Genomic DNA, 6,217 nt, shown 5'->3' on the forward strand with positions numbered 1-6,217 from the left:
TTTCCCGTATTGTGACATCCAGCGGTAGCCGGCTTCCCACTTGGGCAAGCGAAAACCGAATGAATTGTTAAATGGATGTCATGGAGGAGACGGCAATGAAACATCCACTCAAGCATGCCTTGGGCGAAGTAGAACACGCGGTTCTGGCGCTTGCCGACGGAACTTTATTTCAAGGCGTTGCAATCGGCGCCGCAGGTCACACCAGCGGCGAAGTGGTGTTCAATACCGCGATGACGGGTTACCAGGAGATCCTGAGCGACCCCAGCTATAGCCGCCAGATCGTTACCCTGACCTATCCCCATATCGGCAACACCGGCGTGAACGGCGAGGATGGCGAATCGCCGCGCATCCACGCCGCCGGCCTGGTGATCAAGGATTTGCCGCTGCTGGCGTCCAACTTCCGTTCCTCGCAAAGCCTGTCCGAGTGGCTGCGCGTGCAGAACATCGTGGCCATCGCCGGCATCGACACGCGCAGGCTGACCCGCATCCTGCGCGAGGGCGGCGCCCAGAACGGCGCCATCGTCACCGGGCATGCGGAGGGCCGGCTGGCCGACCAGGCCATGGCGCTGGCGCGCGCCTTCCCGGGCTTGTCCGGCATGGACCTGGCACGCACCGTCAGCACCGACAGCGCCTACGAATGGCACGCGACCGAGTGGCGCCTGGGCAGAGGCTACGGCCGGGTGGACAATCCGCGCTTCCATGTGGTGGCGTACGACTATGGCGTCAAGACCAATATCCTGCGCATGCTGTCCGAGCGCGGCTGCCGCGTCACCGTGCTGCCGGCCGAGGCGGGCGCGCAGGCCGCGCTGGCGCTGAACCCGGACGGCATCTTCCTGTCCAACGGGCCCGGCGACCCGCAGCCCTGCGGCTACGCGATCGAGGCGGCGCGCGAGCTGATCGAGCGCGGTATCCCCACCTTCGGCATCTGCCTGGGGCATCAGATCATGGCGCTCGCCTCGGGCGCGCGCACCCTGAAGATGAAGTTCGGCCACCACGGCGCCAACCACCCGGTGCAGGACCTGGCCACCGGCAAGGTGATGATCACATCCCAGAACCATGGCTTCGCGGTGGACCCGGAGTCCCTGCCCGAGAATTGCCGCATTACCCATATCTCGCTGTTCGACGGCTCGCTGCAAGGCTTCATGCGTACCGACCGGCCGGCATTCTGCTTCCAGGGACACCCGGAAGCCTCGCCCGGTCCACACGACCTGGCGCCCTTATTCGACCGTTTCGTCAATCTGATGGGAGGCCAGCAGCATGCCTAAGCGTACCGACATCGACAGCATCCTCATTATCGGCGCCGGCCCCATCGTCATCGGCCAGGCCTGCGAGTTCGACTATTCCGGCGCCCAGGCGTGCAAGGCGCTGCGCGAGGAGGGCTACAAGGTCATCCTGGTCAACAGCAACCCGGCCACCATCATGACCGACCCCGATATGGCGGACGTTACCTATATCGAACCGATCACCTGGGAAGTGGTGGCGCGCATCATCGAACAAGACCGTCCGCAGGCCGTGCTGCCCACCATGGGCGGCCAGACTGCGCTCAACTGTGCGCTCGACCTGCACCGCCACGGCGTGCTGGAACAGTTCGGCGTGGAACTGATCGGCGCTACCCCGGAAGCCATCGACAAGGCCGAGGACCGCGCCAAGTTCAAGGCCTGCATGAGCAAGATCGGCCTGGAATCGGCGCGCTCGGGCATCGCCCACAACATGGCCGAAGCCTGGGCCGCGCAGGAGGAACTGGGCTTCCCGGTCATCATCCGCCCCTCGTTCACCATGGGCGGCAGCGGCGGCGGCATCGCGCACGACGCGGCCCAGTTCAACGAGATCTGCCTGCGCGGGCTGGAGCTGTCGCCCACCTGCGAGCTGCTGATCGAGGAATCGCTGATTGGCTGGAAGGAATTCGAGATGGAGGTGGTGCGCGACAGGGCGGACAATTGCATCATCGTCTGCTCCATCGAAAACCTGGACCCGATGGGCGTGCACACCGGCGACTCCATCACGGTGGCCCCGGCGCAGACGCTCACCGACAAGGAATACCAGATCATGCGCAACGCCTCGCTGGCGGTGCTGCGCAAGATCGGCGTGGACACGGGCGGCTCGAATGTGCAGTTCGCCCTGAACCCGGCCGACGGCCGCATGATCGTTATCGAAATGAACCCGCGCGTGTCGCGTTCCTCGGCGCTGGCCTCGAAAGCCACCGGCTTTCCGATCGCGCGCGTGGCGGCCAAGCTGGCTGTCGGTTTCACTCTCGATGAACTGCAGAACGACATCACCGGCGGCGCCACCCCGGCGTCCTTCGAACCCTCCATCGACTACGTGGTGACCAAGGTGCCGCGTTTCGCCTTCGAGAAGTTCCCCGGCGCCGACGAGCGCCTGACCACGCAGATGAAATCCGTCGGCGAGGTGATGGCCATGGGCCGCACCTTCCAGGAATCGTTCCAGAAGGCCTTGCGCGGCCTGGACATCGGCCTGGACGGCCTGCGCCGCCCCAGCACGGGCGCCGCCGTCATTTCCGAGCAGCTGTCCTCGCCCGGCCCGCAGCGCATCTGGTATGTGGGCGAAGCTTTTGCCCAGGGCATGACGCAGGAAGAGGTGCACCGCCTGTCCGGCATCGATCCCTGGTTCCTGGCCCAGATCCACGACCTGGTGGAAGTGGAGCAGTGGGTGCAGACGCAAACCCTGGAGGGGCTGGACAAGCCGGTGCTGTTCCGCCTCAAGCAGCAGGGCTTCGGCGACCGCCGCCTGGCTGCACTGCTGGGCGTGGCCGAGCAGGCCGTGCGTACCCACCGCCAGCTGCTGGGCGTACGCCCGGTGTATAAGCGCGTGGACACCTGCGCCGCCGAATTCGCCACCCGCACCGCCTATATGTACTCGACCTACGACGAGGAATGCGAATCGCTGCCCACCGATGCGCGCAAGATCATGGTGCTGGGCGGCGGACCCAACCGCATCGGCCAGGGCATCGAGTTCGATTACTGCTGCGTACACGCGGCGCTGGCCATGCGCGAGGACGGCTACGAGACCATCATGGTCAACTGCAATCCGGAAACCGTGTCCACCGACTACGACACCTCCGACCGCCTGTACTTCGAATCGCTGACGCTGGAGGACGTGCTGGAGATCGTCGCCATCGAGCGCCCGGTGGGCGTCATCGTGCAGTATGGCGGGCAGACCCCGCTGAAGCTGGCGCTGGACCTGGAAGCGAACGGCGTGCCCATCATCGGCACCTCGCCGGACATGATCGACGCCGCCGAGGACCGCGAGCGCTTCCAGCAGCTGCTGCACCAGCTGGACCTGCGCCAGCCGCCCAACCGCACCGCGCGCACCGAGCAGGACGCGGTGATGCTGGCCGAGGAAATCGGCTATCCGCTGGTGGTGCGTCCTTCCTACGTGCTGGGCGGCCGCGCGATGGAGATCGTGCACGAGCGCGCCGACCTGGAACGCTACATGCGCGAAGCGGTGAAAGTGTCGCACGACTCGCCCGTGCTGCTGGACCGCTTCCTGGACGACGCCATCGAAGTGGACGTGGACTGCGTGTCCGACGGCGCCCAGGTGATCATTGGCGGCGTGATGGAGCACATCGAGCAGGCCGGCATCCATTCCGGCGACTCGGCCTGCTCGCTGCCGCCGTACTCGCTGGCGCACGACACCGTGGCCGAGATCAAGCGCCAGAGCGAGCGCCTGGCGCGCGGCCTGCACGTGGTGGGGCTGATGAACGTGCAGTTCGCGGTCCAGCGCAACAAGGTGGACGGCCGCGTGCGCGACCAGATCTTCGTGCTGGAAGTCAATCCGCGCGCTTCGCGCACAGTGCCCTTCGTGTCCAAGGCCACCGGCCTGGCGCTGGCCAAGGTGGCGGCGCGCTGCATGGCAGGCCAGTCGCTGGCGCAGCAGGGTGTCACGGCCGAAGTCGTGCCGCCGTATTTCAGCGTGAAGGAAGCCGTGCTGCCGTTCGCCAAATTCCTCGGCGTGGACACCGTCCTCGGCCCCGAGATGAAATCCACCGGCGAGGTGATGGGTTGCGGCCCGACCTTCGGCGAGGCGTATTTCAAGGCCTTGCTGGGCGCCGGCGTGCGCTTGCCGCGCGGCGGCCGGGCCTATCTGCGGGTGCGCAAGGGCGACCAGGCGCGCGCGGTGGGGCTGGCGCGCGACCTGTCGGCGCTGGGTTTTGAGCTGCTGGCCAGCCACGTGACGGCGCTGGTGATCGGCGCGGCCGAGATTCCGGTGCGCGAACTGCAGGACGAGCAAGCCATGGCCATGCTGGCCAACAAGGAAATCGGCCTGGTGGTGGTGACGGTGGACGAGAAACGCAGCGCCATCGGCGCCTCGCGCGCACTGCGCGTGGCCACGCTGGCATCCGGTGCGGCCTACTTCACCACCATTGCCGCCGCCGAGGCGTCGCTGGACGCCATGCGGCACGCGGACGACAACACGCTGCACTCGCTGCAGGCCTTGCACCGGCAGGCTGCCAGGGCGCACCTGGAAGAGCATGTCGCGCAGGCCGCGCGCGACGCCATCGCCGTGGCCAGTTCGGCGGCGCGGGCGCGCCGCGAACCGGGCGCCGCCGACCTGGCCGCTGCTGCCGCCGACCTGCCCGAGCGGCGCGGCAGCGCGCGCGAGCGCAGCGTGGGCGTGCCGCCGCTGCGGCTGTTCATCCGCCAGCCGTTCACGGAATCGGACCAGCGGCAACAGCGCATGGTCGCCGACATCCTGGAACTGATCGACAGCGCCAACGGCCTGCCGCATCCGTTCCAGTACCTGACCGGCACCGAGGCCGAGAGCGCGGATACCTTCCGCATCTCGTTCGAACGCAAGCAGCAGCTGCCGTTTACGCCGAAGAACTTCCGCCGCCACCGGCTGCAGATGCTGCAGCAGGCGGATGTGATGATCAACATCCGCGTCGGCATGAGCGAAAGCAGCGCCTTCGAGCTGGCCTACCACATCTTCCAGGGCCGCCGCACGCCGGTGCTGTTCCTGGTGTGGAAGGGCGCGCCGATCAAGACCACCTTGCTGCGCGAGCTGGACGACCTGTGCGACGTGACCTACATCGAGTTCGACGAAGTGGAAGAACTGAGGAGCGGCTTGCACCGCTTCTTCGGCAATACGGCATTAAAAATCCAAGACTAAGCAAGGAGTATCACATGTTGGCTAATATGAAGATCAAGAACCTGGTCGTAATCGCGCTGGCCATTCTGATTTCACTGATCATGGCGATCGGCGCGATGGGTATCTACAGCGCCAATCGCTCGGTCAACCTGCTCAAGGACGTCACCCTGAGCGATCAGGCCAACGCCAACGAGCGCAACGCCATACGGCTGGATATGGAAACCAGCCGCAGCCAGATCCTGCAGGCGCTGCAGCACAACACCGCATTCGAATGGTCCAAGCTGCACGACCATGCGCTCACCGTCCACTGGGGCATCATCGACGATGCCTCGGCGCGCGTGGCCAGGCGCTGGGAGCACTACCTGGGCAGCATCAAGTCCGAGGAAGAGAAAAAGCTGGCGCAGGACTGGTACGAGAAAAGCGCGGGCCTGGGGCTGGAGCACATCAGGGCAGCCGCCACGGCGATCCGGGCCGACAAGTGGGATGACGCGGAGATGGTGCTGATCAAGAAGATCAACCCGTCTTACCGTGTCGGCGACCTGGCGCTGAAAGCGCTGGCCGAGTACAGCGACCAGCGCGGCAAGGTCAACGACGTGGCGGTGCAGGCGGGCCTGGACAGCGCGCGCACCACCACCATCGTGGTGCTGGTGGCGGGCGTGGCGTTGTCGGCGTTTGTCGGCATGCTGCTGGTGAAAGCCATTTCGGCACCGCTGCAGCAAGCCATGGATATCGCTATCCAGGTGGCCGACGGCGACCTGACCGGGCAGGTGGAACAGCGCAGCACCAGCGAGATTGGCTTGCTGCTGACGGCACTGGACAAGATGAAGACCAACCTGGCGGCCATCGTGGCAGAGGTGCGCGGCAGCACCGACACCATCTCCAGCGCCTCCGGCCAGATCGCCGCCGGCAATATGGACTTGTCGGACCGCACCGGCCAGCAAGCCGGTTCGCTGGAGGAAACCGCGTCGTCAATGGAGGAACTCACCGGCACCGTCAAGCAGAACGCGGAAAATTCTCGCCAGGCCAATTTGCTGGCGCAGTCGGCCTCGGAAGTGGCCATCAAGGGCGGCGTGGTGGTGTCGCAAGTGGTGGACACCATGGGCTCGATCAA

3 protein-coding genes are annotated in these 6,217 nt (G+C 65.9%); all 3 read left to right on the top strand.

Annotated features, from left to right (window positions below):
• Window positions 1-95: 95 nt before the first annotated feature.
• Window positions 96-1,265 carry a glutamine-hydrolyzing carbamoyl-phosphate synthase small subunit gene (carA, locus tag AC6H42_RS23595; RefSeq protein WP_497549075.1) on the top strand — a complete coding sequence of 390 codons (1,170 nt, stop codon included), beginning with the start codon at window positions 96-98 and terminating at the stop codon, window positions 1,263-1,265.
• Window positions 1,258-5,127: a carbamoyl-phosphate synthase large subunit gene (gene carB, locus AC6H42_RS23600; protein WP_497549076.1), complete on the top strand. Its 3,870-nt coding sequence runs from the start codon at window positions 1,258-1,260 to the stop codon at window positions 5,125-5,127. The genes carA and carB overlap by 8 nt, the downstream gene beginning before the upstream one ends.
• A 14-nt stretch (window positions 5,128-5,141) precedes the next feature.
• Window positions 5,142-6,217: Tar ligand binding domain-containing protein (locus AC6H42_RS23605; RefSeq protein WP_497549077.1), on the top strand; the 1,076-nt coding region annotated here is incomplete at its 3' end.

This window comes from Massilia sp. NBRC 108631 (assembly GCF_059704565.1).

Bases quoted from the DNA above. Each gene is read 5' to 3' on its own strand.
- carA (WP_497549075.1), top strand. From the start codon at position 96: ATGAAACATCCACTCAAGCATGCCTTGGGCGAAGTAGAACACGCGGTT.
- carB (WP_497549076.1), top strand. From the start codon at position 1,258: ATGCCTAAGCGTACCGACATCGACAGCATCCTCATTATCGGCGCCGGC.